The organism is Streptomyces sp. NPDC021356 (assembly GCF_040641015.1).
Lineage (GTDB): Bacteria > Actinomycetota > Actinomycetes > Streptomycetales > Streptomycetaceae > Streptomyces.
Window position 1 is genome coordinate 183,742 of the sequence record NZ_JBFACU010000016.1, and the last position, 24,752, is coordinate 208,493.

26 protein-coding genes, 1 pseudogene and 1 riboswitch are annotated in these 24,752 nt (G+C 73.7%); of the genes and pseudogenes, 16 read left to right on the forward strand and 11 right to left on the reverse strand.

Annotated elements, in window-relative coordinates:
• Nucleotides 1–7: 7 nt before the first annotated feature.
• Nucleotides 8–1,480, forward strand: a complete 1,473-nt coding sequence (locus AB0G56_RS23035; RefSeq protein WP_360972172.1) for a glycosyltransferase family 39 protein — start codon at nucleotides 8–10, stop codon at nucleotides 1,478–1,480.
• Here AB0G56_RS23035 and AB0G56_RS23040 read toward each other — a convergent pair.
• The gene (locus tag AB0G56_RS23040) at nucleotides 1,473–1,844 is read right to left on the reverse strand and encodes an ATP-binding protein (RefSeq protein WP_360972174.1); all 372 of its coding nucleotides are present in this window, start codon (nucleotides 1,842–1,844) and stop codon (nucleotides 1,473–1,475) included. The genes AB0G56_RS23035 and AB0G56_RS23040 overlap by 8 nt on opposite strands.
• On the reverse strand, nucleotides 1,841–2,050 hold the full coding sequence (locus AB0G56_RS23045; protein WP_360972176.1) for a hypothetical protein: 210 nt from the start codon (nucleotides 2,048–2,050) through the stop codon (nucleotides 1,841–1,843). The genes AB0G56_RS23040 and AB0G56_RS23045 overlap by 4 nt, the downstream gene beginning before the upstream one ends.
• A gap of 118 nt (nucleotides 2,051–2,168) precedes the next feature.
• Between AB0G56_RS23045 and AB0G56_RS23050 the strand changes: the two genes are divergently transcribed.
• Both AB0G56_RS23050 and AB0G56_RS23055 read left to right on the forward strand, forming a co-directional pair.
• A complete protein-coding gene (locus tag AB0G56_RS23050) occupies nucleotides 2,169–3,023 on the forward strand; it encodes a helix-turn-helix transcriptional regulator (RefSeq protein ID WP_360972177.1) in 855 nt (284 codons plus the stop codon).
• A complete protein-coding gene (locus tag AB0G56_RS23055; protein WP_360972179.1) occupies nucleotides 3,001–3,207 on the forward strand; it encodes a DUF397 domain-containing protein in 207 nt (68 codons plus the stop codon). Before AB0G56_RS23050 ends, AB0G56_RS23055 begins: the two co-directional genes overlap by 23 nt.
• A gap of 72 nt (nucleotides 3,208–3,279) precedes the next feature.
• Here the strand turns inward: AB0G56_RS23055 and AB0G56_RS23060 are convergent, their stop codons facing one another.
• The 4 genes from AB0G56_RS23060 to AB0G56_RS23075 form a co-directional block, all read right to left on the reverse strand.
• Nucleotides 3,280–3,744, reverse strand: coding sequence for a hypothetical protein (locus AB0G56_RS23060; RefSeq protein ID WP_360972181.1), 465 nt, complete (start codon nucleotides 3,742–3,744; stop codon nucleotides 3,280–3,282).
• Between the two features lie 103 nt (nucleotides 3,745–3,847).
• A complete protein-coding gene (locus AB0G56_RS23065) occupies nucleotides 3,848–5,629 on the reverse strand; it encodes a protein kinase (RefSeq protein WP_360972183.1) in 1,782 nt (593 codons plus the stop codon).
• On the reverse strand, nucleotides 5,626–6,408 hold the full coding sequence (locus AB0G56_RS23070) for an FHA domain-containing protein (RefSeq protein ID WP_360972185.1): 783 nt from the start codon (nucleotides 6,406–6,408) through the stop codon (nucleotides 5,626–5,628). Before AB0G56_RS23070 ends, AB0G56_RS23065 begins: the two co-directional genes overlap by 4 nt.
• A gap of 157 nt (nucleotides 6,409–6,565) precedes the next feature.
• Nucleotides 6,566–7,129 carry a hypothetical protein gene (locus tag AB0G56_RS23075; RefSeq protein WP_360972187.1) on the reverse strand — a complete coding sequence of 188 codons (564 nt, stop codon included), beginning with the start codon at nucleotides 7,127–7,129 and terminating at the stop codon, nucleotides 6,566–6,568.
• Between the two features lie 262 nt (nucleotides 7,130–7,391).
• On the opposite strand from AB0G56_RS23075, the gene AB0G56_RS23080 reads away from it, so the two are divergent.
• From AB0G56_RS23080 to AB0G56_RS23120, 9 genes and pseudogenes are all read left to right on the forward strand, one after another.
• The gene (locus tag AB0G56_RS23080) at nucleotides 7,392–8,246 is read left to right on the forward strand and encodes a bifunctional methylenetetrahydrofolate dehydrogenase/methenyltetrahydrofolate cyclohydrolase (protein ID WP_360972189.1); all 855 of its coding nucleotides are present in this window, start codon (nucleotides 7,392–7,394) and stop codon (nucleotides 8,244–8,246) included.
• Nucleotides 8,236–8,796, forward strand: coding sequence for a DUF3017 domain-containing protein (locus AB0G56_RS23085; RefSeq protein ID WP_360972191.1), 561 nt, complete (start codon nucleotides 8,236–8,238; stop codon nucleotides 8,794–8,796). The genes AB0G56_RS23080 and AB0G56_RS23085 overlap by 11 nt, the downstream gene beginning before the upstream one ends.
• A gap of 285 nt (nucleotides 8,797–9,081) precedes the next feature.
• On the forward strand, nucleotides 9,082–9,600 hold the full coding sequence (locus tag AB0G56_RS23090) for a helix-turn-helix transcriptional regulator (protein ID WP_360972193.1): 519 nt from the start codon (nucleotides 9,082–9,084) through the stop codon (nucleotides 9,598–9,600).
• Nucleotides 9,601–9,786: 186 nt separating this feature from the next.
• Entirely contained in the window at nucleotides 9,787–11,679 is a 1,893-nt protein-coding gene (locus AB0G56_RS23095; RefSeq protein ID WP_360972195.1) for a DUF2690 domain-containing protein, read from the forward strand.
• Between the two features lie 423 nt (nucleotides 11,680–12,102).
• The gene (locus AB0G56_RS23100) at nucleotides 12,103–13,092 is read left to right on the forward strand and encodes a malate dehydrogenase (RefSeq protein ID WP_360972197.1); all 990 of its coding nucleotides are present in this window, start codon (nucleotides 12,103–12,105) and stop codon (nucleotides 13,090–13,092) included.
• A gap of 302 nt (nucleotides 13,093–13,394) precedes the next feature.
• Nucleotides 13,395–15,197: a hypothetical protein gene (locus AB0G56_RS23105; protein ID WP_360972199.1), complete on the forward strand. Its 1,803-nt coding sequence runs from the start codon at nucleotides 13,395–13,397 to the stop codon at nucleotides 15,195–15,197.
• A complete protein-coding gene (locus AB0G56_RS23110) occupies nucleotides 15,181–15,534 on the forward strand; it encodes a hypothetical protein (protein WP_360972201.1) in 354 nt (117 codons plus the stop codon). The genes AB0G56_RS23105 and AB0G56_RS23110 overlap by 17 nt, the downstream gene beginning before the upstream one ends.
• 615 nt (nucleotides 15,535–16,149) lie before the next feature.
• On the forward strand, nucleotides 16,150–16,893 hold the full coding sequence (locus tag AB0G56_RS23115) for a hypothetical protein (RefSeq protein WP_360972203.1): 744 nt from the start codon (nucleotides 16,150–16,152) through the stop codon (nucleotides 16,891–16,893).
• A 124-nt stretch (nucleotides 16,894–17,017) separates the two neighbouring features.
• Nucleotides 17,018–17,287 (forward strand): annotated as a pseudogene (locus AB0G56_RS23120) (glycine betaine ABC transporter substrate-binding protein); the annotation flags it as partial.
• Between the two features lie 6 nt (nucleotides 17,288–17,293).
• Here AB0G56_RS23120 and AB0G56_RS23125 read toward each other — a convergent pair.
• The 3 genes from AB0G56_RS23125 to AB0G56_RS23135 are packed head-to-tail and all read right to left on the reverse strand — an operon-like array spanning nucleotide 17,294 to nucleotide 18,977.
• Nucleotides 17,294–18,040, reverse strand: coding sequence for an isocitrate lyase/phosphoenolpyruvate mutase family protein (locus AB0G56_RS23125; protein WP_360972205.1), 747 nt, complete (start codon nucleotides 18,038–18,040; stop codon nucleotides 17,294–17,296).
• A complete protein-coding gene (locus tag AB0G56_RS23130; RefSeq protein WP_360972207.1) occupies nucleotides 18,037–18,480 on the reverse strand; it encodes a carboxymuconolactone decarboxylase family protein in 444 nt (147 codons plus the stop codon). The genes AB0G56_RS23125 and AB0G56_RS23130 overlap by 4 nt, the downstream gene beginning before the upstream one ends.
• On the reverse strand, nucleotides 18,477–18,977 hold the full coding sequence (locus tag AB0G56_RS23135; RefSeq protein WP_360972209.1) for a carboxymuconolactone decarboxylase family protein: 501 nt from the start codon (nucleotides 18,975–18,977) through the stop codon (nucleotides 18,477–18,479). The genes AB0G56_RS23130 and AB0G56_RS23135 overlap by 4 nt, the downstream gene beginning before the upstream one ends.
• A 47-nt stretch (nucleotides 18,978–19,024) precedes the next feature.
• On the opposite strand from AB0G56_RS23135, the gene AB0G56_RS23140 reads away from it, so the two are divergent.
• Nucleotides 19,025–20,413 carry a PLP-dependent aminotransferase family protein gene (locus tag AB0G56_RS23140; protein WP_360972211.1) on the forward strand — a complete coding sequence of 463 codons (1,389 nt, stop codon included), beginning with the start codon at nucleotides 19,025–19,027 and terminating at the stop codon, nucleotides 20,411–20,413.
• Nucleotides 20,414–20,726: 313 nt separating this feature from the next.
• Here the strand turns inward: AB0G56_RS23140 and AB0G56_RS23145 are convergent, their stop codons facing one another.
• Nucleotides 20,727–21,593 carry a hypothetical protein gene (locus tag AB0G56_RS23145; protein ID WP_360972263.1) on the reverse strand — a complete coding sequence of 289 codons (867 nt, stop codon included), beginning with the start codon at nucleotides 21,591–21,593 and terminating at the stop codon, nucleotides 20,727–20,729.
• A gap of 189 nt (nucleotides 21,594–21,782) precedes the next feature.
• Here AB0G56_RS23145 and AB0G56_RS23150 point away from each other — a divergent pair, with 189 nt between their 5' ends.
• A complete protein-coding gene (locus AB0G56_RS23150) occupies nucleotides 21,783–22,133 on the forward strand; it encodes a hypothetical protein (protein ID WP_360972213.1) in 351 nt (116 codons plus the stop codon).
• 8 nt (nucleotides 22,134–22,141) lie between these two features.
• Nucleotides 22,142–23,365, forward strand: coding sequence for a glutathionylspermidine synthase family protein (locus AB0G56_RS23155; protein ID WP_360972215.1), 1,224 nt, complete (start codon nucleotides 22,142–22,144; stop codon nucleotides 23,363–23,365).
• Between the two features lie 47 nt (nucleotides 23,366–23,412).
• Here AB0G56_RS23155 and AB0G56_RS23160 read toward each other — a convergent pair whose 3' ends face one another.
• A complete protein-coding gene (locus AB0G56_RS23160; RefSeq protein WP_360972217.1) occupies nucleotides 23,413–24,153 on the reverse strand; it encodes a MerR family transcriptional regulator in 741 nt (246 codons plus the stop codon).
• A 221-nt stretch (nucleotides 24,154–24,374) separates the two neighbouring features.
• On the opposite strand from AB0G56_RS23160, the gene AB0G56_RS23165 reads away from it, so the two are divergent.
• Entirely contained in the window at nucleotides 24,375–24,572 is a 198-nt protein-coding gene (locus tag AB0G56_RS23165) for a hypothetical protein (RefSeq protein ID WP_360972219.1), read from the forward strand.
• A 57-nt stretch (nucleotides 24,573–24,629) separates the two neighbouring features.
• Nucleotides 24,630–24,744, forward strand: a riboswitch (ZMP/ZTP riboswitch).
• Nucleotides 24,745–24,752 lie beyond the last annotated feature (8 nt).

Here is a 24,752-nt window from a genome sequence, read left to right on the forward strand (position 1 = left end):
CGTCTTCATGACCTCTCACCCGGCCGGTCACCGGCCCCGCCCGCGCCTGCCCGTCTGGTCCCTCCCGGCGGTGTGGACCGTCCTGCTCGGCCTGTGGGGGCTCACCCGGCGGCACAGCGTGTGGCGGGACGAGGCCGCGACCTGGCTGGTGGCGCAGCGGCCGACCGGCCAGATCTGGCACACCCTCCAGCACGTCGACGCCGTGCACGGGCTCTACTACCTGTGGATGCACGCCCTTTTCGTCTGCTTCGGGCCCGGCATCACGACCCTCAGACTGCCGTCCGTCCTTGCCATGGCCGCGGCGGCGGCCTGCGTCGCGGTCATCGGCCGCCGCCTTCGCGGAGTACGGGCGGGACTGGTGGGCGGGCTGGCCCTGGCGCTGCTCCCGGCGGTCCAGTTCCAGCTCCAGGACGGCCGCTCCTACGCGCTGGTCGCCGCCGGTGCCGGAGCCTCGACGCTGCTGCTGGTCACGCTGCTCCAGGGACGCGGCGGGGCGGGGCGGTGGGCCGCCTACGCCGGTGTGGTCCTCGTGACCGGGCTGCTGCACTGGCTGTCCCTGCTGGTGCTTCCCGCGCACGCCGTGACCCTGCTCTGGACGCGCGCCGGGCGCGGCGCGTGGGCGCGGTGGGCGGGGGCGTCGGCGTGCGCGGTGGCCGGGGTGCTGCCGCTGGTCCTCTACAGCCGGGCCCAGGCCGGCCAGGTGACCTGGATACCGCCGCTGACCTGGCACATGGTGATCGGCCCCGCCGTCCTGCTGGCGGTGGGCGGCCTCGCGGCCCTGGCAGACCGGCCGCGGGCCGGGCGGCTGTCGGTGGCGGCGGTCGGGCTGCCGCTGCTGGCCATGCCGCAACTCGGCCTGATCGGCCTCTCGTTCGTCCAGCCGGTGTTCCTGGACCGGTACGTCACGTTCAGTCAGCTCGGGCTGGCCCTGCTCATCGGCGCCGCCCTCGACGCGGCGGCACGGGCGGCGGCGCCGCGATTCCCGAGGGCGTCCCCGTGGCTGGCCCCCGTGGCGCTCGTGGCGGCGGTGGCCGCGCTGCTGCCGCAGTCACTGGCCGTACGGTCGCCGGGCAGCAGGGTGGACGACGTGCTGGCGGTGTCCGACCACGTGCGCGGGCTGCACGGGGACGGGGACGCGGTCCTCTTCGTCCCCGCGTTCCGGCGGGACACCGCGCTGGTCTCGCCCGGCGCCTTCACCGGCCTGCGGGACATCGCGCTGGTCCGCGGCCCCGCCGAGTCCGGCACGCTCGGCGGCGAGGAGGCGGATCCGGCCACGATCCGTGCGCTGACCCTGGCCGAGCGACGGGTCCTGCTGGTCACGGACGCGTCCCCGTCGGCCGGTACGGCGCTGGTGGCGCGGGACGGCGCGAAACTGGCCGTCCTGCGCGAGCACTTCACGGTCGTCGCCGACGAACGGGTGCGGGGGCGGCGGGTGACGGTCTACGAACGCCACTCCGCCGCCGATCCCCGGATCAGCTGACGGGCACCTCGCACCAGACGGTCTTCCCGTCCGGCTCCTGGCGCACGCCCCAGCGCAGCGCGACCGTGTCGAGGAGCAGCAGCCCGCGCCCGGCCTCCTCCTCCGCGCCCGCGTGCCGCACCACCAGCCACCCGTGCGGCTCCCGGTCGGTGACCTCCACCCGGGCCCGGCCGCTGCCCGTGTCCTGCACCCGTACGGACACGGGGGTGCCCTCTCCCACGTGCCGGATCACGTTCGCCAGCAGCTCGCTCACACACAGCTGCACGTCCTGGCACGGCACGCCGAGGTGTTCGCGCACCGCCCGCCGCACCTCCGGCACGGCCTTGGGCAGCGCGAGCAGATCCAGCGCCAGCGGTGGCCTCACCCCGCCGCTCCCTTGCGCAGCGCGGCGGCCAGGGCCTCGGCGGTGGTCAGGTTGCAGTTCCCGAGTGCGATGAGCGGGGCGGCGTACGTCCCCGCGAACGAGGGCGGTTCGAGCCCGAGCGAGGGGAGCGTGATGCCGTGCGCGGCGAGTGCGGCGCGCAGTGCCTCCAGGTGGGCCTCGGCTTCCTGGACGTGGGGGTGCGGCACGGACGTACGCCTTTCTGTGTGCGATGCGTGACGAAGCACTCACACAGTGGCGTGGGGCGGCGTACCGTGAGAAGAGTTTGGGTTGCGCACGGTAACTGGTAAACGGCGGTGATGAGTTGTGCCTGCTCGCAAGGACCCCGACGCGTCGACGAGCGTCCCTTCCTTCTACGGCGCGGAGTTGCGCTTCAAGCGGGAAGCGGCGGGCCTGACGCTGGAGCAGCTGGCCGAGGGGAGCTTCCGGGGGATCTCGTTCCTGAGCCAGATCGAGCGGGGGGAGCGGCGGATGCCGGTCGATCTCGCCCGGCACGTGGACGAGAGGCTGGGGACGGACGGGTTTTTCCAGCGGCGGTGTGAAGACGTCGCCAAGGCGCGGCAGGTCGGGCACGCGTGGTACTACGCCGACATCCCGGATATGGAGAAACGGGCGCTAACGGTAGAAGAGTGGGCGCCTATCGGCCTGCCGGGTCTTCTTCAGACCGGGGCGTACCTCCGCGGTCGCATCGAATGCATCGACCCGGAGGCGTCTCCGGAGGAGGTCGAGAAGCGCGTCCATGGGCGACTGGCGCGTGGCGAGTTGTGGAAGTGCCCGGACCGTCCCACCTATTGGGGGATCGTCCGAGAGTCGGCCATCCGGCAAGCGCCGGTTACCCCGGCAGTCATGGCTGAGCAGGTGGAACACATCCTCGACATCGTCCGCTCCACGCGGAGCGTTATCCAAGTGGTCCCGGAAACGTCCTTCTGGTGCCCGCTCGACTACGGCATGGTCAAGATCATGACCTTTGCCGACGCCCCGCCGTTGGTATACACAGAGGGCGATCACACGGGGCAGCTCATCGACTACCCGGCTGAGGTGGCGACGTACCGTCGTAAGTACGACCTGCTGAGGGCCGTCGCGCTGTCACCACAGGCGTCCCTGGCTTTGATGAAACATGCAGCGAGGACCTACAAACATGAAGCAGAGCAAATGGATTGACCCGCGCACCATAGCTTGGCGCAAGAGCAGCTACAGCAACGGCGACGGCGGTGACTGCGTCGAAGTAGGGGTCTCTCCCGTCACCTTCATCCCCGTCCGCGACTCCAAGAACCCCGGGGGACCCGTCCTCCTCCTCCAGCGGAGCGCCTGGACACCGTTCCTCTCCGCACTCAAGAACCAGTGAACGCACGACGGCGGTGGCCTCCGGCCCTCCCCCAGGAGGGGCCGGAGGCCACCGCCGTCAGGCGGGCCCGGCTCAGCAGGGGCGCAGGGACCAGATCGGGTCCCACGTGGCCGTACCGGCCTGGTAGGCCGTGGACGTCCAGCGGACGCTGCCGTCCTTGTTGAAGAACCTGGCGACCGTGCCCGGCGTCTGGTTGTTGGTGAAGGGACCGTTGCCGGTCCAGTTGTTGAGGTTCCACGTCTGGCACTTGTAGAAGTCGAACTTCTGGCCGTTGACGAGCATGCAGAGATGGCCGTAGGCGCAGGCCAGGTCCTTGATCGCTGCCTTGCCCTTGGGCGCGGCGGTGACGGTCAGGCCGTCGTAGCGGACCGCGTCGGCGGACACGTGCAGGGCCTTGGGGTGACCGGCCAGGACCTGCTCGGCCTGCTGCTGGAGACCGGTCACCCGGGTGCCGGCCGGATCGGCGGCGGAGGCCGCGACCGAGGTGCCGGCGATCAGTGCGGCGGCTGCGGCGAGCAGCGCTGCGGGCTTCTTCACGTTCACAGGTTCCCCCATGTGACGAAGGTGGTCGTTCCGCCGGAGCGGAGTGGTTCCACCGTGGCAGGGGCCGCGTCCCGCGGGTACCTCGGAAGTCTCAGGGTCACTTGCGGCCCGGGGGCGTGTACTCCTTGAGGTAGTGAGCGACGCGGGCGCAGTAGTCGCGGTACTTCGGGGGAACTCCGCCCGCGCCGTTCACCTTCCGGAACGAGGTCCGGTAGGCGGCGGCGATCAGCACCCGCTTGTCGCCGGGCAGGCCCGGTTTCAGGTTCGGGGCGATGAAGCACAGGTAGCGGCCCATGGCGGGGATGGACACGGCGGCCGGGAACGGGGGCCGGGGGATCGTGGCCGCGGGCTGTCCGTCGGGCCGGATCCACCAGCGCAGCACGCGCGGGGTCCAGCGGGCGATGCCGTACTCGTCCTTGGCCGGATCGGACAGGTTGGGGTCGAAGTCGCTCTCCGCCTTCAGCATGGCCGCGACCAGGGCGGGCGTGACGTCCGGGTTCGGGCAGGCGTGCGCGGCGTCGACGATCAGCGGCCGGTAGGAGGGCGGGACGCCCTGGTCGGTACGGAGTTCGGGGGCGCCGTAGGTGGCGGGGGCGACCGCGGCCGGCAGGGCCGCGGTGTCCTGGGGCCGGGTCGCGGTGGCCGCGGGGGAGGGCGGCGGGTCGTTCGCCAGGGCGCCGATGCCGTAGCCGAGCGCGGCGACGGCGGCGGTGACGAGCACGCCGCCCGTGAACAGCCGGGCACGGCCGCCCTGCGGAACGCCCCGTACGCCCCAGGGGCCCCGTCGTACGCCAGGCGTGCCTCGGACGCGCAGCCGCAGGACGCCGGGCGGGCGGGCGGTGCCCGCCGCGGCTTCCACGCGCCGCAGCAGGGCCTCGGTGCCGATCCGGTCGGCGTGCGTACGGGTCAGGCAGTCGCGCAGGATCTCCCGCCAGGCGCAGGGGAGTTCGGCGCACAGGGTCAGCCCGTCCGTGCCGCGGGCGTAGGCGACGGCGGCGTCCCGGCGGGCCGTCGGGGTGCCGCCGGGCAGCGGGAAGCTGCCGGTGAGGGTCAGATGGGCGAGGACACCGAAGGCCCAGATGTCGGCGGACGGGCGGACCTGGCGCCCGCGTTCGCCGATCTCGGACCAGAGCAGTTCGGGCGGGGTGTAGTCGGGGGTGGAGAAGGCGGGGGAGTAGGCGTGGGTGCCTTCGAGTTCGGCGGCCATGTTGAAGTCGGCCAGGCGTGCCGAACCGTCCCGCATCAGCAGCACGTTGGCCGGTTTCAGGTCACCGTGGACCCAGCCGGCCCGGTGCAGCTGGGCCAGGCCCTCGCAGATCTCGGCGAGCAGCGCGGGTCCCGCGGCGGGCCGGGGCCCGGCGGCGAGCAGGGCGGCCAGGGAGCCCTCCGCCTTCTCCAGGACGAGGACGGTGGCCCCGTCGAGGCCGGGGCAATCCGGGTCGTCGACGGTGAGGGTCTCGTACATCCGGATCAGCCGGGGGCGGCGGAGCCGGCGGTGCAGCGTCACCTCGCGTTCGACGAGTTCCCGCAGATGGGCGAGGCGGCGCGGGGTGCCGGTGCCGGTCGGCAGGAACTTCAGCGCGGCCGTCCGCGGCAGGTCGGGCGGGGCGCTGCCCGCGCCGGGCCCACCGCCGGCCCCGACGCCGTCACCCACTCGGGCGCTGCTTCCGGCCCCGGTGCCGTCACCCGCTCGGGCGCTGCTTCCCGCTCCCGTGCCCTCACCCGCTCGGGCGCCGCTACCCGCTCCGGTGCCGCCTCCCGCCCCGGTGCGCCGGGCCTCGTACACGCTGCCGAAGGCGCCCGTGGCGATGGGCCGCCGTACCTCCCAGACGCCGACCCGGTAGCCGCGGGGCACCGGCACGGCGTACGGCTCGCTCACCGCTCCACCGGGCCGGGCGCGGCCGGCAGCCCGCCGCGCACCGTCCGCGGCGGCGGTGCGGCCAGCACCACCAGGTCGTCCTCGCGCACCAGGTCGAAGCGGAGCGCGAGCGAGACCAGGGACTCCTTCTTGCCGTTGAGCCGCGGGCCGGTCTCGGCGGTGTCGGGGCCGGGTTTGAGACGGAGCTTCACGGCCAGGTAGTCGATGTTCCACTGCACCGACGTACGGGACGCGGCGGGCCAGGCGGGCCGCAGCCGCTCCACGACCTGGTCGACGGTGGGCAGCGGCGCGTGCGGGTCGCCCCGCAGCCGGGGCTCGCACAGGGCGGCGAGCACGGCGAAGTAGCGCTTGGCGCGGTCGACGGAGAACGCGGGCGCGGTGGGTTCGCCGTCCGGGCCGCCCGAACCGGCCAGGTAGTCGTGCCGGGGTGCCCACACCTCGATGGGCAGCAGGTCACCGGCGGCGGGCAGCACGATCCGGGAGAACTCGAAGGGGACGGGGGCGTCGAGGCGTCCCGGCCCGACCTTGATGTGCTCGCCCGCCCCCTCCGGGTTCTCCACGACGTAGGTCTGGTGGGCGGAGAGGTTGCTCAGTATCCAGAAGGCCCCGTGCGCGGTGATCTGCCCGGCCCGGCGGGAGACCCCGTCGTGCCCGATCACCAGGTCGTTGTCCGGGGCGGAGCGCCCGAAGGCGAGGCGGTCGCCGGGCGCGAGCCGGAACTGGCTGCCGGTTCGCTCGTCCTCCGTGGTCGGCGGAGGTACCACGATGATGCTGTACAAGGTGCGTCTCCCCGTGCCTGACGGCTACGGACCCCAGACTAGGGCGACGCACCAGGGCCGTGTCCCCCCTTGCGCGGGGTGAGACACGGCCCTGGGAGTGAATGGCGCGAAGTGGCCTGTGCCGGCCTGTGCGATGGTCGGACGGTCGGCCCGGACCTCAGTAACGCGGCCGGTTGAACCAGGCCTTGCCCTTGGAACCGCCGACGAAGCAGGCGATCAGGATGGCGAGGACCAGGTGGACGAGGCCCACGATGGTGAACGGCCACAGGCCGAGCACCGCGGTGATGATGCCGAAGACCAGGATGGTGATCCGGGCGCCGTTGCCGCCCGAGGTGAACTTGGTGGCCAGCACGGCCGCGAACACACCCCACGCGATCGCGAAGACCACCAGCGCCCACAGCCTGCCCGTCGAGTAGTCGGCGAGCTGCTGGAAGGCGGAGTTGTCCTTGAGACTGTCGTCCTTCTGGGCGGCGTTGATGGTGGCCGCCGCGACGGCGAAGATGCCCGCGCCGATCACCTGGAGGCCGACGATCACCCACAGCATCACGCGGGCCGCGCTCACGTTGCCCGGCATGGTCTGCGGCACGCCGCCGCCGTAGGGCTGCTGGACGGGCGGGGCCTGCGGGTAGCCGTAACCGGGCGCCTGGCCCTGCGGCGGCTGGCCGTAACCGGGCTGCTGCTGCGGGGCGCCGTAGGGGTTGTTCGGGTCGCCGTAACTCATGGCGGTGGTTTCCTCCGTGGATCAAGTGCGGGGACGACGCGCGGCACCGTACGGAGGAGAGTTCTACAGAAAGCGGTCCATCCCCCCGATGAGCTGCCCGCGGCACTGTGCTGCTCATCGTTCTTGACCGAATGCTTACTTGTCCAGTCGTATCAGTCATGTGTTGTGCGAGTGCAACATCGCGATCATGGATGCGCACGACAGGAAGCGGCCGGACCGCCCTGATTGGAACAGGGGGCCGGTCATCCGCGAGGATGGGACCATGACCGCCCAGATTCTCGATGGCAAGGCCACCGCAGCCGCGATCAAGTCCGATCTGACCGCCCGCGTGGCGGCGCTGAAGGAGAAGGGCGTCACGCCCGGCCTCGGCACGATCCTGGTCGGCGACGACCCCGGCAGCCGCAAGTACGTCGCCGGGAAGCACCGCGACTGCGCCCAGGTGGGCATCGCCTCCATCCAGCGCGAGCTGCCGGCCACCGCCTCCCAGGAGGAGATCGAGGCGGCCGTCCGAGAGCTGAACGAGGACCCCTCCTGCACCGGCTACATCGTCCAACTGCCCCTGCCCAAGGGCATCGACGAGAACCGCATCCTGGAGCTGATGGACCCGGACAAGGACGCCGACGGCCTGCACCCGATGAACCTCGGCCGCCTCGTCCTGAACGAGCCGGCCCCGCTGCCCTGCACCCCCAACGGCGTGCTGACCCTGCTGCGCCGCTACGGCGTGGAGATCAAGGGCGCCGAGGTCGTGGTCGTCGGCCGCGGTGTGACCATCGGCCGCCCGATGCCGCTGCTGCTCACCCGCCGCAGCGAGAACGCCACGGTCACCCAGTGCCACACCGGCACCCGTGACCTGTCCGCCCACCTGAAGCGGGCCGACATCATCGTCGCCGCGGCCGGTTCCCCGCACCTGATCCGCGCCGAGGACGTCAAGCCGGGCGCGGCCGTCCTCGACGTCGGTGTCTCCCGCAACGACGAGGGCAAGATCGTCGGGGACGTCCACCCGGACGTCGCCGGGGTGGCCGGCTGGCTCTCCCCGAACCCGGGTGGGGTCGGCCCGATGACCCGGGCCCAGTTGCTGGTCAACGTGGTCGAGGCGGCGGAGCGCAGTGTCGGCTGAGGCGGGCGGCGCCGTGCGGGAGACGGCTGGGGAGGGAGCCGGGCGCAAGGCCCGGCGTGAGACGCCGGAGGGCTCCGGGCCGGGGTCCAGGGCTGGTTCCGGCTCCGGTTCCGGGGCCGAGTCGGGGGCCGGGGCCGGGCACAAGCGCCGCGCGCGCCGGGGCACGCGCCGCTTCCCCCTGTTCACGAAGGACACCGCACGCCCCGAGGGCGGCGGGCGGGCCGCTCCCGGTGACGCCCCGGCGCCCGCCCGGCAGTGGCCGCTGCTCACCGTGCTGATCGTCGTCGGGCTCGGTCTGCTCGTGACCGCCCTCGACGCGTTCCGGGTGGGGCTGCTGCTGATCGGCGCCGGCCTGCTGGGCGGGTCCGCGATGCGCTGGCTGCTGCCCCGCGTGGGCATGCTCGCGGTCCGCTCCCGCTTCACGGACATCGTCACCTACGGGATCCTCGGCATCGTCATCGTGCTGCTGGCACTGATGGCGCAGCCCCAGCCGTGGCTGGAGATCCCGTTCCTGGACGACGTACTGCACTACACGGTGCGCAACCGCTGACGCGATTCCTACATCATCCTCAGTAGATTGACGGCGGCCCATCCTCTCCCCCGAGTCAGGACGGGCCGCCGCCGGGACCAACCCTGCGGCACGGGGAACGGCGGTTCAACGCCTGTCCGTGCGCTGTGGCACGGAAGTGACCGTTCCGCCACGGTGTCCGCGCTTCGCCACAACCATGTCCGTGACCAGCGCGGGAACCGTTCGCCGCGCCTTCGTCGTCACTCGCGGCGAGGAGCGGTGCGCGGAGCAGCGCGAGGGGCGGCGTGGGACGCCGGGAGGTGAGCGATGGGCGCCTGGCAGCCGTTGCCGGACGATCTGCCGCCGGAGGTACGGCACTTCGTGGAGCAACTGCGACTCCTGAAGGACGGGACCGGCCTCAGCCTGGTCGCCCTCGGTGCGCGCACCGCGTACAGCAAGTCGTCCTGGCAGCGCTACCTCAACGCCACCCAGCCCCCGCCCCGGCAGGCGGTCGCCGCCCTGTGCCGGGTCGCGGGCCTGGTCGGCGCGGACGCCGAACGCCACACCGTGCGCTGGGAGATGGCCGTCAAGGTCTGGCCCAGGACGGCACCGGCACCCGTGCCGGTGCCGGGACCGGGGCGGGCACCGGGATACGGGGCGGAGAGCTCCGGCGGCGAGGCGGTGGCGGCCTACGAGGAGGTCCCCACTGTCCCCTGGTGGGACCGGCCCGAGGAACGGGGTGGAGCGCCGCGGGGCGGGCCCGGCGGACGTCTACTCCTGTACGCCGTCGCCCTGCTCGCCGCGCTGCTGGTGACCGCGGTCGTGAGCGCCGTCGCGCTGGGGTGACGCGACACCGGCGGGGCGCTCCGCCGTGGTGTGTCGATGTGTGGACAAAATAGGAAGCCGGGGCCGGGTCGTCCGGCGGCGCGGCTAGCGTGGACCATCAGCACGACGGCGCGTGCCCCCGCCCGAACGGGCACCACGCGCGGGGAAGTACCGGTACGTACCGGGGGGAAAGAGGGGGAAGCAGCAATGCCTCGTTGGAAGGCCTTGCCCGAGGAACTGGACCCGCAGGTCAAGGAGTTCGCGAGCCAGTTGCGGCGGCTGGTGGACCGGGGCGGCCTGAGCGTCGCCTCGCTCGCCGACCGCACCGGCTACAGCAAGACGTCCTGGGAGCGCTACCTCAACGGCCGGCTGCTGGCGCCCAAGGGGGCCGTGGTCGCCCTCGCCGAGGTCACGGAGACCAATCCGGTCCACCTGACCACGATGTGGGAACTGGCGGAACGGGCGTGGAGCCGCGCCGAGTTGCGCCACGACCGGACGATGGAGGCCATCCGCATCGCCCAGGCCCGCGCCGCACTGGGGGAGTTCGGCGCGTCGGCACCGGGGGCGGCGGCGCCGGGGGCAGAGGCCGGCGGTACGAAGGCGATCGGAGCCGAGGCGAACGGAGCCGATGTAAACGGGTCCCAGGTAAACGGGTCCTACGTGAACGGGTCCTACGTGAACGGGTCCCACGTGAACGGGTCCCGGGTCAACGGGTCCAAGGCGGGCGGAACCGAGGTTAACGACGCCTCGCCGGACGGGGGCAGGCCCGCCGGCGGTACGGCGACCCACGGCAGGGCGAACGGCAGTAAGGCGAAGGGCGGCAGGCCGGACGGCGGGCGGCCGGAAGGAAGCGGGGCGGACGGTGGCAGGCCGAGCGGCATCAAGGCGGAGGGCGGCAGGCCGGACGGTGGCAGGCCGGGTGGCGGCAGGGCGAAAGGCGATACGGCGCCCGGCAACACGGTGAACGGCAGCCCGCCCGGCGCGGGCAGGGCGGCCGAGCGGGCGAAGGGCCCCCGGTGGGCCGGTGCCCTGGCGTACGGAGCGCACGCCACGGGCATCGCGGGCCCGGCGGGCGTGTCCCCGACGGTGCCGCCGCAGCCGACGGCGCCCGACGCGGACGCGCGCGAGCGGGCGGGGCGCGGGCCGAGCCCGGACCCGGGTTCGGGCCCCGTTGCCGACTCCGTGGCCGTTGCCGACTCCGTCGCCGGTGCCGACTCCGTCGCCGGTGCCGATGCCTGCGCCGGCCCGGCCGTCCCTCCGTCCCCGAAGGCCAACTCGTGGGGCCTGGCCGGGTACCGGGGGCCGTCCCCGGCGGGCGGCAAGCGCGTGCCCGAGGGCGCGCGGGCGCCCGGCGCCGAAGCACCGCAGCCCCAGCCCCAGCTCCAGCCCCCGGCCGCCCCCGCGCTCCCCGGTCCCACCCCTCCCGTCGCCGCCACGCCCGCCACCGCCCTCACCCCCGGCGCCGACGCGGGCACCGGCACCCCCGCCCCCGCGCCTGCCCCCGCCGCCCCTCCCCCCGGCCCGAGCGCCGCCCCTCACCCCGGCCCGAGCGCCGCTCCCGACCCCAGCCCGAGCCCCGGCCCCACCCCACCCGGCTCCGGCGGAACATTCCGGCGGCAGCTGGCGATGTTCCTCGCCGGCATGGTCGCGACCCTGGCGGTGATCGGGGTCGTCTTCTACTTCACGGGCGGCACCCTGGGGACGAAGGCGCAGGGCGCGACCAGGTCCCCCTCGCCCTCCGCCAGCAAGGCGCCCAGCCTGCCGCCCGGCGTGAAGTGCGCCGGGACCGGCTGCACCGGCAAGGACGCCGAGGCCATGGGGTGCAGTGGCGAACTGGTGAGCACGGACCGGAGCGTCACCGTCGGCACGACCGTCGTCGAGGTCCGCTACAGCAGGGCCTGCGGTGCCGCGTGGGGGCGTATCACGCAGGCGGCGCAGGGCGACCGGGTGAAGGTCACGGTCGGCGCGCGGACGGAGACCGACACGGTCACGACCGCTGGGGACACCATCGGGTACACGCCGATGGTGGCCGTGCGCGACGCGGCGCAGGCGACGGCGTGCGTGACGCTGGCGTCGGGGCGGCAGGGGTGCACGAAGTAGTGCCATGAGGGGGCGCCGGGGACAGGGCGCGGAGATGAGGTGAAGAACTGTGCCGCGGTGTGCATGGGGCACGCCGTTTGGGGCACGTGGACCTCACCCCCACGGGAGTCCGGTGCTCCGGTACCCCCATCCGGCGGCCGCCTTCGTCTCTCCTCTCCCGGACGGGCGGCCGCCTCCCGTGTCCCCACCTGCCCGCCACCTGCCCGTTCCGGTTCACTCTGTGGGACGGGCCACAGGGGCCCGGCCGTGCGGGGTGCCCGATGCGCGATAGCCTGACCGCTGGATCTCTCTTGACGCCAAGAGATCGATCATCCGTACGCGTGATCGATCATCGCGGTGGGCGTACGGCCGCCAACCGTACGCGGGGATCCTGCACCCCGGGGCAGGGACGCCCCGACCGCCAGCTGTCATACGGAGAACGCCATGACCCGCACTCCCGTGAACGTCACCGTCACCGGCGCGGCCGGCCAGATCGGTTACGCCCTGCTCTTCCGCATCGCCTCCGGCCAGCTGCTCGGCGCGGACGTGCCGGTCAAGCTCCGCCTCCTGGAGATCACGCCGGCCCTGAAGGCCGCCGAGGGCACGGCCATGGAGCTGGACGACTGCGCGTTCCCGCTGCTCCAGGGCATCGACATCAGCGACGACCCGAACGTCGCCTTCGACGGCACCAACGTCGCCCTCCTGGTCGGCGCCCGCCCGCGCACCAAGGGCATGGAGCGCGGTGACCTCCTGGAGGCCAACGGCGGCATCTTCAAGCCGCAGGGCAAGGCCATCAACGACCACGCCGCGGACGACGTCAAGGTCCTGGTCGTCGGCAACCCGGCCAACACCAACGCGCTGATCGCCCAGGCCGCCGCCCCGGACGTACCGGCCGAGCGCTTCACCGCCATGACCCGCCTGGACCACAACCGCGCGCTGACCCAGCTCGCGAAGAAGACGGGCTCCACGGTCGCCGACATCAAGCGCCTGACCATCTGGGGCAACCACTCCGCCACCCAGTACCCGGACATCTTCCACGCCACGGTCGCCGGCAAGAACGCCGCCGAAGTCGTCAACGACGAGAAGTGGCTGGCCGAGGACTTCATCCCGACCGTCGCCAAGCGCGGCGCCGCCATCATCGAGGCCCGCGGCGCCTCGTCGGCCGCCTCCGCCGCCAACGCCGCCATCGACCACGTCCACACGTGGGTCAACGGCACCGCCGAGGGCGACTGGGTCTCCATGGGCATCCCGTCGGACGGCTCCTACGGCGTCCCGGAGGGCCTGATCTCCTCCTTCCCGGTCACCACCAAGGACGGCGAGTACGAGATCGTCCAGGGCCTGGAGATCAACGACTTCTCCCGCGCCCGCATCGACGCCTCCGTCAAGGAGCTGTCGGAGGAGCGCGAGGCGGTCCGCGGCCTCGGCCTCATCTGACAAGCCCCGCGACGCCCGGCATCCCGCGCAGGGATGCCGGGCGTCCGTCATGTGTGCGGACGCACGGGTGCGCGGCGGGTGCGCGAGGCGCGGGTGCGCGGCGGGTTCGCGGACGCGCGGGTGCACGGCGGGTGCGCGAGGCGCGGGTGCGCGGCGGGTTCGCGGAGGCGTGAGCGCGCGGGCGAGGTGCCCGCAGGCCCGCGTGCCCGCATTCGGCTTTCCCCTGTGGCACGGGTCACTCTATGCTGATGGCTCGTCAACTCATTGCAGAGCAGTGACTTTCCACGCCTCGGGGGACTCGCGTGAGCACCGCTTATGTGCCGCAGCAACCGCAACCGCAACCGACGCCTGCGCCGCCGACCGCGCCACCGGCCACTTCGCCGCACGCCAGTGAGGCCACCCGGCTGCTGTGCGCGGGCACGTACCTGGATGCCGGGTACCGGCACCGGGTGATCGACGAACTGCACCTCAACGGGCAGCGGTTCGTGGCGCCCTCACTCGGTCTCGACGCGGCCCGCGTCCTCGCGCACGCGCTGCGCGCCCGCCGCCAGGAGATCCAGTGGGCCGGGGCGGTTCTCGGCCTGTGGCTGGTGGGAGCGGCGCTGACCCAGGGCCTGCTCGCCGTCTTCCTGGCCCCCAGCCTGTATCTCGCGATCGGCCGCTGGATCAGGGGCCGAGCCTCGCAGGCGCCCCTGTACCGGGTGGTGCCCGCCTTCTTCCTGCGCTGGTGGGGCCGCATCACCTTCACACTGCTGCTGTTGTTCACCGTGCTGGCCGCGTTCGGCGCCGGGAACGACGACAGCTCGTACCACTCCTACGGCTCCTACGGTTCCTACGACTGGTCCGGCTCCTCCGGTTCCTACGGCCCCTACGGCCGGCCCGGCGGGCTCGGCTGGAGCGACCTCCTCGTGCTCGGCTCCACGGGGCTCGCACACGTGTTCAAGCCCTGGCAGGCCTGGGCCACCCTGGTGCTCCTGGCGCTCATCGCGCTGTGCCTGGCCGGGCAGCGCGGCCAGTTCGCACGGGTCCTGGCCGCCGAACTGTCACCGCAGCGCTTCCCGGACGCCGCGAACGACCCCGCCGAGCGGGGCGAGAGCCACCGCTTCCAGTGGCTCAAGCAGCGCATCAGGACCGAGCAGCACGCGCCGCTGATCATGTACCACGAGGCGCGCCCGTTCTGCGGTGCCGGTGAGGCGTACCCGGACTGGGTGCTGGCCGTCGAGCTGAAGCCCGACGCGCTCAAGAAGCAGCAGCCGATCAGCAACCGGCTGGTGCTGGAGAAGATCCGGCCGCTGGTGGAGCGGCTGCGGCTGCCCGCCGCGTACGCGGGCGCCGGGGTGCGCGACCGGCTGCGTTGGCTGGAGATCGACGAGTGCGTGTTCCTGCCCGCCGAGGGGCTGCTGCGCCGCGAGGACGCCCCGTACGACCCGCAGGCCTTCGACGAGCACCGGGCGCACGCCGTCGAGGAGGGCGCCGAGAAGCGCCGTCACTTCCTGCGCATCCGCGTCGGCGGCTGGGAGGAGGAGCTGGTCGTCACCGTCTTCGTGCGCATCCACACCCAGGGCGGCATGCTCATGCTGGAGATGGCCCCGCACGTGCTGCTGCCGGTGCGCCCGGACTTCAAGGAAGCCGACCGTGCGGCCCACCGGTTCCGGAACAACAACGTCCTGGGCAAGGCGGTGTGGGCGGTGACCCGGGTGCCGGGCTCGCTGGCCGGCTCCCTGGTCGTCCTCGGCAGGTCCGTGGTCTACGGCTGGCGGCTGCTGACCGGCGGGTACGCGGGCGCGCTGCCGGACGGGCCCGCGCTGTCCGTGCGGGAGCTGGGTTCGGCCGAGGCCGGTTCGCAGTTCCAGGAGATGGACGTCTCCCGTTACCTCACCAGCATCCAGGACCGGGTGGCGAACGGCGTGCGGGCCGCGCTCGCCGAAGCCGGTTACCAGACCGGCGAGTTCGTCCAGCAGATCAACAACATCAGCAACGGGGGCGTGCACATCGGCCGCGTCGAGGGCAGCACCTTCGCCGTCGGAGAGAACTCCTCCGCCTCCTCCAGCACCGGCGGTCCCGAACCGCAGAAGGGAACCGGCAACGATGACCACAGCGGATGAGCCCGGCGTCAGCATCGGTGACGTCTCGCAGAGCACCTTCGCCATCGGCAGCCACGCGCACGCCGAGAGCCACCACCACGCGGCCCCGGCCGACCCGGCCGCCCAGGAACTGCTGACCGCGGTCCGGGAACTCCGCGCCGACCTGCGCCGCGTCCGGGACACCGACCAGACGCGGAGCCTGGACGCGAGCCTGGCCGACACCGAGGACGAGATCACCCGCACCGGCACCGCCGGGGAGAGCAGGCGGCAGCGGCTGCGCGAACTGCTCACCGACGCCCAGTCGGTGCTGACCCTGTTCGCGTCGGCCGGGACGGTGGCCGGCCTGATCGGCATGTGAGAGGAGCACACCGTGACGAACGGGGGCGGGCGGCAGTGGAACGAGGAGACCCAGCGCTGGGAGGACACCGGAGGAAACCTGCCCCGAACGACCACGCCCCCGCCCGCCCGGCCGGGCCGAGCGCCGCAGGCGCCCCCGCCCGGCCCGGTCCGGCACCCCGACGCACCCGCCGACTGGTGGACCGGGACCGGCCCGTCGGCCACGGCGGTTCCGCCGCCCGCGCCGGAGGCCCCGCCCGCGCCGGGCACCTCGCCGACGGCAGGCACTTCGCCGACGACTGGCGCCCCGCCCGCGCCGGAGGCCCCGCCCGCGCCGGGCACCTCGCCGACGGCAGGCACCTTGCCGACGACTGGCGCCCCGCCCGCGCCGGAGGCCCCGCCCGCGACAGGCATCTCGCCGGCGGCAGGCACTTCGCCCACCACAGGCGCCTCGGCCGCACCAGGCCCGGCGTCCGCACCAGGCCCGGCGTCCGCACCAGGCCCGGCGTCCGCACCAGGCCTGGCATTCACGCCGGGCGACTCAGCCGTGGCGGGGCCGCCCACGGTGACGGTTCCGCCGGTCGCGCCGGGTCCGCCCCGCGCGTTCGGCGGGTACAGCCGCCGTACGGTACTGACGGTGGTGGCCGCCGCGGCCGGGGTCGGTGTCGTCGCCAGCCTGGTGGCGGTGCTGGGCTTCGGCGGCGGGAGCGGCGACAAGGGCGCGGCGGCCGTGAGCCCGTCCGCCGCCCCGGCCCTGCGCTCCGAGCAGCCGCCCTCCCCGGACGTGTCCGACGAGGCCGTCACCGGCAGCCCGTCCCCGGCCGCGACGCTGCCGCCCGACGGCTACGCCCTCCACGACGACCCCGAGGGCTTCCGGATAGCCGTGCCCGAGGGCTGGGGGCGCCGCACGGTCAGTTCCCAGTTCGGCATGGACGTCGTCAACTACCGCAGCGGCTCCGGCGACCGGCGGATCCAGGTGTACCAGGTGGCGGAGGCCTCGCCCGACGAGTCCTTCCGGCAGTACCTCTCCGACAAGGTCCCCAAGCCCCGCGGGTTCCACAAGCTCGCCCTGCACCACGTGGACACCGACGGGGTCAGCGGCTCCCGCATGGAGTACGTCGCCGACTCCCTCAAGGGTGAGCCGGACATCGGCACCTGGCACGTCTTCGACGAACGCTTCCGGTCCGCCGACGGCAAGATCTACGCGATCGCCTCCTACGGCCCCGCCGCCGACGGCACGGACGACGAGCTGCGGGTCCTCACGACGGCACTGGGCTGGTTCTGCCCGCCCGGCTCCGTCTGCCCGGCGCCTGCCTCCACGTCCACGTCCTCGTCCTCGTCCACGTCCGCGTCCCCGACCACGTCCACCTTCACGAGCTGATCGAAGGCCCGCCGTCCGCGCCGCCCCGCGGCGTTCCCCGCACGTCCCACCCCTCACAAGCGGCCCATCGATCGCGCATGCAATCCGAGGGGAGGGGCAGGCCGGTCCCTGTGGGTGACACCCGGTGAGGCTGCCGCCGTACCGGGAGGGCTGCGACGCGGACGCGGCGAAGGCCGCCTGCGCCTACCCGCGCACCCCGCTGCAGAAGTACCTCAACGCCAGATTCGCGAAGTCGGGCGGCAGGGCGGCGGCGTTCCTGAAGAAGTTCAAGTGGACGACACAGGACCAGAACGAGGTCTCCCTGATGATCGCCGACCAGAAGACGGCCCCGGGCCAGGCGGCGAAGAAGTGGGTGGACAGCCACCCCTCGGTGTGGCGGAAGTGGCTGTCCTGAGCCGCGTCAGCCGAGCCCGGCCGGACCGGCCGTCCCGGTCAGCCCCTGCGCGATCCCCCGCAGCGCCTGCGCGGCCCGCCGCTGCAACCCCGGCCCGAAGGTGATCCGGGTGGCCCCGAGCCCGCCCAGCTCCGCGGGCGAGGGACCACCGTCGTCCAGCCGGGCCAGCACGTTCAGCGGGCCCTGGATCTGGGCCCGCAGCAGGGGCAGCACCTGAACCGGGGCGAGGATCGGATACACGCAGTCCGCGCCCGCCGCCACGTAGAGCGCCGCCCGGCGGACGGCCTGTTCGGGATCGCCGTCGCCGTGCGCGAACGTGTCGACGCGGGCGTTGAGGAACAACCGGTCACCGGCGGCCGCACGGACCTCGGCGAGGAACTCCGCCTGCTCGTGCGGGTCTTTGAGGACACCCCCGTCGGAGTCCTCGAGGTTGCAGCCCACGGCGCCGGCCTCCAGCAGCCGCTCCACCAGCTCCTTCGCCGGGAGCCCGTACCCTGCCTCGACGTCGGCCGACACCGGCACGTCCACCGCCCGCGCGATGCGCGCCACGGCGGCGAACATCTCCTCCACCGGCGTGGACCCGTCCTCGTACCCGAGGGAGGCGGCGACGCCCGCACTGGGCGTGGCGAGCGCGGGGAACCCGGCCTGCGCGAACACCCGGGCGCTGGCCGCGTCCCAGGGGCCCGGAAGGACCAGCGGATCACCGGGCGGGCGCCGGTGGTGCAGGGCGCGGAAGACGGCGGAACCGCTCATGTCTGGAGGCCTCCCGGCGGTACGCGGCGGGTGACCATCAGGCGGTTCCAGCCGTTGATGACGGTGATCAGGGCGATGAGATGGGCGAGTTCGGCCTCCTGGAAGTGCGCGGCGGCCTTCTCGTACACCGCGTCCGGCACGAACCCGTCGGTGAGGACGGTCACCGCCTCGGTCAGCGCCAGCGCGGCACGCTCCCGCGCGGTGTAGAGGTCCTCGGTCTCCTCCCAGGCGTCGAGGAGCTGGAGACGGTCCTCCGACTCGCCGTCCTTCCGGGCGGCCCGGAGGTGCATGTCCAGGCAGAAGGCGCAGTGGTTGATCTGCGAGGCCCGGATCATGACCAGTTCGGCGAGGACCGGGTCGCCCAGCCCCTTCTTCGCCGCCGCGCTCAGCGCGGACATCGCCTGGAACACCTGCGGGTCCAGGAAGCGGGAACGGTTCACTTGTGCTGCCCCGGCTGGTAGTGGCCCGGCGCCATGCGGGTGCTCACGCCGAACCGGTTCCAGGCGTTGATCACCGCGATCGCGGCGATCAGCTGGGCCAGTTCGGCCTCCTCGAAGTGCGCGGCGGCCTTCTCGTACACCGCGTCCGGCACGAAGCCGTCGGTCAGGACGGTGACCGCCTCCGTCAGCTCGATGGCGGCCAGCTCCTTGCCGGTGTAGTAGTGCCGCGACTCCGCCCACGCGCTGAGCTGCACGATCCGCTCGACGCTCTCGCCCGCCGCGAGCGCGTCCTTGGTGTGCATGTCCAGGCAGAAGCCGCAGTGGTTGATCTGCGAGGCCCGGATCTTCACCAGCTCCAGCAGCCGGGGCTCAAGACCCTGCTTGGCGGCGGTGTCCAGGCGGATCATGGCCTTGTAGACCTCGGGGGCGTGCCGGGCCCAGGGCATCCGGGGCGCCTGTTCGGCGGCGTACTCGACGGTTTCCTCAGCAGTGCTCATGCCCTCGACCCTAGGCGGGAAGCGTCCCAGGAGTATGGTCCATTTCCATGGCGAGAACGTGGGCCACTCTGGGCATCGACCTCCACCTGGAACCGGCCGGGGGCGGTGTGCGCCGCGGGCTGACCGACGCCCTGCGCGAAGCCGTCCGCACCGGCCGCCTCGCCCCCGGCACCCGGCTGCCCTCCTCCCGCAGCCTCGCCGCCGACCTGGGCCTCGCCCGCAACACGGTCGCCGACGCCTACGCCGACCTCGTCGCCGAGGGCTGGCTCACCGCCCGCCAGGGCTCGGGCACGCACGTCGCCGACCGGGCACCGGCCGCCCCGCCCACCGGGACCCCCGGCCCGCGCCGCGCACCCCACCGCCCCCTGCACGACCTGCGCCCCGGCAGCCCGGACCTGGCCTCCTTCCCCCGCGCCGAGTGGCTCAAGGCCGCGCGGCGCGCGCTGACCGCAGCCCCCCACCACGCCCTCGGCTACGGCGACCCGCGCGGCCGTCCGGAACTGCGCACCGCCCTCGCCGGCTACCTCGCCCGGGTGCGCGGGGTGCGGACCGCACCGGAGAACATCCTGGTGTGCGCGGGGTTCGCACACGGTCTGCGGATCCTCGGCGAGGTGCTGCGGGAACGCGGGACGACCACGGTCGCCGTCGAGTCCTACGGCCTCGACCTGCACTGGGACCTCCTGACCCGGGCCGGGCTGCGCACCCGCCCGCTGCCCTTCGACGAACGGGGCACCGTCACCGGCGTGGACGCGGACACCGGGGCGGTCCTGCTCACGCCCTCGCACCAGTTCCCGATGGGCGTCGCCCTGCCGCCGGAGAGGCGCGCGGCCGTCACCGACTGGGCGCGGCGCACCGGCGGGCTGATCCTGGAGGACGACTACGACGGCGAGTTCCGCTACGACCGCCAGCCCGTCGGCGCGCTCCAAGGGCTCCTGCCCGGCCACGTCGTCTACCTCGGCACCGCCAGCAAGTCCCTGGCCCCCGGCCTGCGCCTGGCCTGGATGGTGCTGCCGCCGCCCCTGGCGGAGGCGGTGGCCGCCGCCAAGGGCCACGCCGAGGTCTGCGGCGTCCTCGACCAGTTGACCCTGGCGGAGTTCATCACCTCCGGCGCCTACGACCGCCATGTGCGCGCCGCCCGCCTGCGCTACCGCCGTCGCCGTGACGCCCTGGTCGAGGCGCTGGCCGACGAGGCCCCCACCGTCCGCCCCACGGGCATCGCCGCCGGCCTGCACGCCGTCCTGCGCCTGCCCACGGGCACCGAACAGGCCGTGGTCCAGGCAGCCGCCTGGCAGGACCTCGCGCTCTACGGCCTCACCCGCTTCCGCCACGAGGCGGCCACCGGGCCCGCGGTGGACGCCCTGGTCGTCGGCTACGCCACCCCACCGGACCACGCCTGGCCGGCGGCCCTGGCCGCACTGTGCCGGGCCCTGCCCTGAACACGGCGCGGACCCGGCTGCCGAGCGAACGGGCCCGGTGCCGCGTGGTGCGCCCGGCTGGAGAGCGTGGCCGGGCCGCCCGCCTCGGGTGCCCGGCGCGCGAGCGGACCCGGGCCGCCCGCGCGCCTGCCGTACGGGCCTGGTCCGGGCGTACTGCGACCCTCGCCCCGCGCGCCTGCCGTACGAGCCTGCGTCGGGCACCCCGTCCCTCGTCCCGCGCGCCGGTCCCGCGACGAGGCTCAGGCCGCCTGCGTCGCGAGGCCGCTCAGGGGTGCCCCCGGGCGCCTGCCGTACGAGCCTGCTTCGGTCGGGCTCAGACCGACCCGGCGGTCTCCTCCTGCGCCGCTTCCTCCACCGGTGCCTCCCCGAACCGGGCCAGCGCGAGCGCCCCGGCGACCGCCACCGCGAAGCCGAGCACCGCCAGCCACGCCAGACCGTCCCGGGTGCGGTCCCCGAGCCACACCACGCCGACCGCCGCCGGGCCGATCGTCTCGCCGATGACCAGGCCGGCGGTGGCCGTCGTCACCGAGCCGCGCTGAAGGGCCGAGGTGAGCAGTAGGAACGCGGCGCCGCCGCCCAGGACGAGGGCGTACGTCGCCGGGTTGGTGAACAGCGTCGACGGGGCGAGCGAGTCGATCAGCCGTACCGTCACCTCGACCACGCCGAAACCGAGGCCCGCGCCCAGGCCGAGCAGCAGCGCCCGGCCCCGTTCGGGCAGGCGTCCGGCCACCGCGCCCAGGGCCAGCACGGCCAGCCCGGCCGCGAGCATCGCCCACTTCAGGGCGGCCGAACCGGCCTGGTGGCCCTCGGCGCCCGACGCCAGCCCGAGCATCCCGAGGCCCGCGCAGACCACGCCCACCGCGGCCCACTCCGTGCCTTTCAGCCGTACCCGCAGCAGCCGGGCCGCCACCACCGCCGTCACCGCCAGGCTGGAGGCCAGCGCGGCGCCCACGGCGTAGATCGGCAGGGACCGCAGGGCCACGATCTGAAGGACGAATCCCAGGCCGTCCAGGCCCAGGCCCAGCAGGTACCGCCACTGCCGCAGCGCCCGCAGCAGCAGCGCCGCGTCCCCGCCCGCACCCGTCCCTCCGCCGCCCGAACCGGCCGCTGCCCGGGCGGCGACCGCCTGGAACACCGTCGCCGTACCGAAACACACCGCCGCGCCGAGCGCGCACACCATTCCAAAGAGCACGAAGTGACTGTAGGCGAGCGGAGGAGGGCGGGGCCGCCCGCACCGGTGTTCTCACCGCTCTCTAGGCTGGCCGACGCGAATGTCAGGAACCGGCCGACGGGACCTGGCCGCCGGGTGACCGCACCACGGACAATCGCACGGCAGCGGCAGCGGGAACGACAACGGGGAGACAGGGACATGGCGGACACACGTCGGCGACTTCGTTCGGGCACGGTCGTACTCGGTGGCATGGGGCTGCTCGCCGCCGCGCTCACCTCCTGCTCCTCCGACCCGGACAAGCGGTGCGTCGACCGTGACAGTTACTCCCTCTCCAAGGGCTACCGGGTCGTCTCCGACAAGAACTGCAAGTCCACCAAGTCCTCCTACGGCGGCACCTGGTACTACGGCGGCAAGAAGAGCGGCGGCTGGGTCCAGGGCGGCTCGTTCACCAAGCCGCGCAAGGGCTCCGGCGGCTCCGGGTCCGGCGGCAGCCACGGCGGCGTCGACCGCGGCGGCTTCGGCGGCGGCCACGGCAAGTCCGGCGGCTGAGGCCGGACATGGAGCGCCGCACCCTCGAACCCCGGCCCGGCTGGCAGCAGACCGTCGAGGCGCAGGGGCTGATCTACCCGCTCACCCTCCCGCCGGACTTCGAGGCCGCCCGGGCCGCGGGGAGACCCGTCCCCGACGACGCCTGGGTGCCCTACTGGGACGAGAGCGCCTGCTACGTCTTCTCGCTCCCCGAGGTGGAGGCGCTGGAGGACGTCGTCGAGGAACTGCACCGCATGTGCCTGGCCGCGGCCGGACACATCGTCACCACCGGCCGTTTCGCGGACCTCGGCATCACCGACCCGCGGGTCGCCGACGCCGTCGCCGAGGCCTGGCGGCGCCGCGCCGAACTCCCCTCCGTCTACGGCCGCTTCGACCTCCGCTACGACGGCTCGGGACCGGCCAAGCTGCTGGAGTACAACGCGGACACGCCCACCTCCCTGGTCGAGGCCGCCTCGCCCCAGTGGTTCTGGATGGAGGACCGCTTCCCCGGCGCCGACCAGTGGAACTCGCTGCACGACCGCCTCGTCGCCGCCTGGCGGAAACAGGCCCGCCTGCTGCCGCCGGGCAGCCCGCTGCACTTCGCGCACTCCGTCGAGGACGAACTCGGCGAGGACCTGATGACGGTCGCCTACCTGAAGGAGACCGCCGAGCAGGCCGGCCTGGACACCGAGTGGACCTCCGTGGAGGAGATCGGCTGGGACCCGCTGTCCGGCCGTTTCGTGGACAACGGCCTGCGGTTCATCCGCAGCATCTTCAAGCTCTACCCGTGGGAGTGGCTGACCACGGACCGCTTCGCCGGTCACGTCCTGGACACCCTCGACAACGGCGGCGGCACCGGCTCCACCCTGTGGATCGAGCCCGCCTGGAAGATGCTGCTGAGCAACAAGGCGCTGCTGGCGATCCTCTGGGAGCTGTACCCCGGCCACCCCAACCTCCTCCCCGCCTACCTCGACGGCCCCCGCGAACTGGCGGACTCCACCGGCTACGTCGCCAAACCGCTGCTCGGCCGCGAGGGCGCCGGAGTGACCCTGCACGCGCCGGGCGCCGCTCCCGTCCTGCGCGACGAGGCCTGCTGCTACCAGGCCCTCGCCCCGCTGCCCGCCTTCGACGGCAACCACGTCGTCCTCGGCGCCTGGGTCGTCGAGGACGAGTCCGCCGGGCTCGGCATCCGCGAGTCGTCCGGCCTGATCACCGACGAGTACGCCCGCTTCGTCCCGCACGTGATCCTCTGACCGCCTCCGGAGCGCTCACCTGAGGCGTCCCGCTTTGGCCCCGGCGGTCAGGCGAGGTGGCCGAGGCTGCGCAGGTGGGCGTGCAGGGCGGCGGACGCCGCGAGCCGCCGCAGGCTGCGGCGGTGCAGCTCGTCCTCCCGCGCGGCGAGTTCACCACGCACCCGCCCGGGATCGCCGACGGCCCGCAACTCGGCCAGGACCGTCCCGACGGCGGCGAGCGGGTGCCCGCCCCGGCGCAGCAGCGCCACGATGTGCGCCGCCTGCAGCTCGGGCCCGGGGTAGCGGCGGTAGCCCGTGCCCGGCTCCCGGTCCGGCCGCAGCAGCCCCCGCTCCTCCCACAGGCGCAGCACCGGCGGTTTCACCCCCACGGCGCGGGCGGCCTCCCCGATGCGCGGCGGGCGGCGCCCGGCGGACGGGGCGAAGGTGCCGTCCGCCAGGACGGTCGCCAGCGCCTCGCCCACGGCGGCCAGTTCGGCGCGCTCCCGGTCCAGCCGGGCATGGCTCGCGTCGAGGGCGGCGAGTGCCGTCCGCAGGTCCCCCGCGTGGACGGCGCGCATGACCGTCCGCGCGGTCGGCCACCCGTGACCGCCGGCCAGCTCACGGGCCGTGGCCAGGGCGTCGGCGTGCGCGGCGGTGAAGACCCGGTAGCCGGAGGCGGTGCGCCCGACCGGCGGCAGGAGCCCGCTGTCGACGTAGTTGCGGACCTGCTGCACCGACACCCCCGCCGACCGCGCCAGCTCGCCGATCCGCCCCCGGCCCTCCACCCGGCCCTCCACCCGGCCTTCCACCCGGCCTTCCCTCCGGTCCTCCGCCCGGTCCCTGTCTTCCCCTCGGCCTGCCATTCGGTCCCTCCCCCCTGGTTGAGACTTTCCGGACACTCGTCCCGCCCGACCAGCCGGGAAGGCGAGCAAAGTCCCCATGAGCACTTGAATGAAACAATGGAGACCACAGACTCACACAGGCCCGGGCCGCCGCACGCCCGGACCCCGCCCGAGGGGAGGCGACGGACGTGAAGTTCGTCCTGGAGGTCACGGTGGACGCCGCACAGCCGGCCGAGGACAGGGCGCGCGAACTGGGCCGCATCCTGCGGTACTGGGGCGGCAACCTCCACCACTACGCGCTCGTACCCGGTGACGGCTCGGCCGTCCACGACTCCGCCCACCAGGAGGTCGGCCACTGGCGCGTCGTCGGCGCCGCCGACGCCTGACCCCCGCTCGCATGGTGGACGTCGCGGCGTCCTGGGACCGGCCGCCCGGTAGGCTGACCTGCGGGCCGTGACTGGCGCGCAGGACCCTGGCGTGGTGCCGGGGGCCGAAGATGGGACCGACCATCGGGAAGCGGCCCGAGCAGAAAGTGTGCCGTGCGCCTGGGCCGTACCGTGAACGCC